Annotated in this window: 1 protein-coding gene; it reads left to right on the top strand. The window is 69.6% G+C overall.

What is annotated here, in order from left to right:
• Positions 1-148 precede the first annotated feature (148 nt).
• Positions 149-1,381 (top strand): MFS transporter, encoded by a 1,233-nt coding sequence (locus A5695_RS16585; protein WP_068084209.1) that lies wholly within the window; start codon positions 149-151, stop codon positions 1,379-1,381.
• Positions 1,382-1,511: the final 130 nt, after the last annotated feature.

The raw sequence follows: 1,511 nt of genomic DNA, 5'->3' as shown, positions 1-1,511 counted from the left end.
TCGTTCGTTCCTGATCAGTGACCGAGTTGATACCCGGATTGCGGCCCCGATAAGGGGGGAGCCGTCGTTGCGGTCCGTACGGTAAGGCAGTGTGATCGCATTAGGCGCGACAACCCAGGAACTGGGTAGCCCGGCCGATACCGACGCCATGACTACCGAACCCAACGCCGCCGCCCGAACGTGGACCCCACGGGTCGCGGGCCAGCTCGTGGTACTGGCGGCCGCGGCATTCACCTACGTCACCGCCGAGATCCTGCCCGTCGGGGCGCTACCGGCCATCGCCCGCAACCTGCACGTCAGCCTGGTCCTGGTCGGCACCCTGCTGTCGTGGTACGCCCTGGTGGCAGCGCTGACCACGATTCCGCTGGTGCGCTGGACCGCACATTTGCCGCGCCGCCGGGTCCTCGTGCTGAGCCTGACCTGCCTGACCGTCTCGCAGTTGATCTCGGCGTTGGCGCCGACGTTCGCGGTGCTGGCCGCCGGCCGGGTGCTGTGCGCGATCACGCACGGCCTGCTGTGGTCGGTCATCGCGCCGATCGCGACGCGGCTGGTGCCGCCGAGTCACGCCGGCCGCGCGACGATGTCCATCTACGTCGGGACGAGCCTGGCGCTGGTCGTCGGGAGCCCGCTGACGGCGGCCTTGAGCCTGATGTGGGGCTGGCGCCTGGCGGTGGTGTGCGTGACTGTGGCGGCCGTCATCGTCACGGTGGCCGCCCGGATGCTGCTCCCGGAGATGATGCTCACCGAGGACCAGCTGAAGTGCGTGGGCCCCCGGTCGCGCCACCACCGCAACCGTCGGCTGATCATCGTCAGCATCATCACGATGGTCGGCGTCACCGGACACTTCGTCTCCTACACCTACATCGTGGAGATCATCCGCGAAGTCGTCGGCGTGCGCGGCCCGAACCTGGCGTGGGTGCTGGCCGCTTACGGCGTCGCGGGAGTGATAGCCGTCGGCCTGGTGGCGCGGCCGCTGGACCGCAGGCCCAAGGGGGCGATCATCGGTTGCCTGGCCGGATTGACGGCGACGTTCGTGGTGCTGACCGCGCTGGCGCTGGGTGGCCGGCCCGCCGCGGCCGCGGCCCTGATCGGGACGGCCGCGATCGTGCTGTGGGGCGCGATGGCCACCGCCGTGTCGCCGATGATGCAGTCCGCGGCGATGCGCAGCGGAGCCGACGACCCCGACGGGGCGTCGGGGCTCTACGTGACGGCCTTCCAGGTGGGCATCATGGCGGGCGCGCTGGCGGGCGGCCTGCTCTACGAGCGCAGCGTCGTGCTGATGCTGTCCGCGTCGGTCGGTTTGATGGCCATCGCGCTGGTCGGCGCGGCCGCCAACCGTCAGGCGCTCGACGTTGCGCCGACAAGCTCACGCGATTCATAGCCAGCCAGCTCAACGGCTAAAACGGCGATCTAACGGGCCCGCGGGCGGCCGCGAATGTGTTAGCTGGCGGGCGTCCTATGCCACACTGTGTCAGGAACTCGAACGTGGAGGGATTGCATATGTCGGGCTG

Origin of the sequence: Mycobacterium sp. E1747, from assembly GCF_001667775.1 — a bacterium.
GTDB lineage: Bacteria > Actinomycetota > Actinomycetes > Mycobacteriales > Mycobacteriaceae > Mycobacterium.
The sequence above is the reverse complement of the archived record's forward strand: the minus strand, read 5'-3'. Positions and strand labels throughout refer to the sequence as shown.

Bases quoted from the DNA above. Each gene is read 5' to 3' on its own strand.
- A5695_RS16585 (WP_068084209.1), top strand. From the start codon at position 149: ATGACTACCGAACCCAACGCCGCCGCCCGAACGTGGACCCCACGGGTC.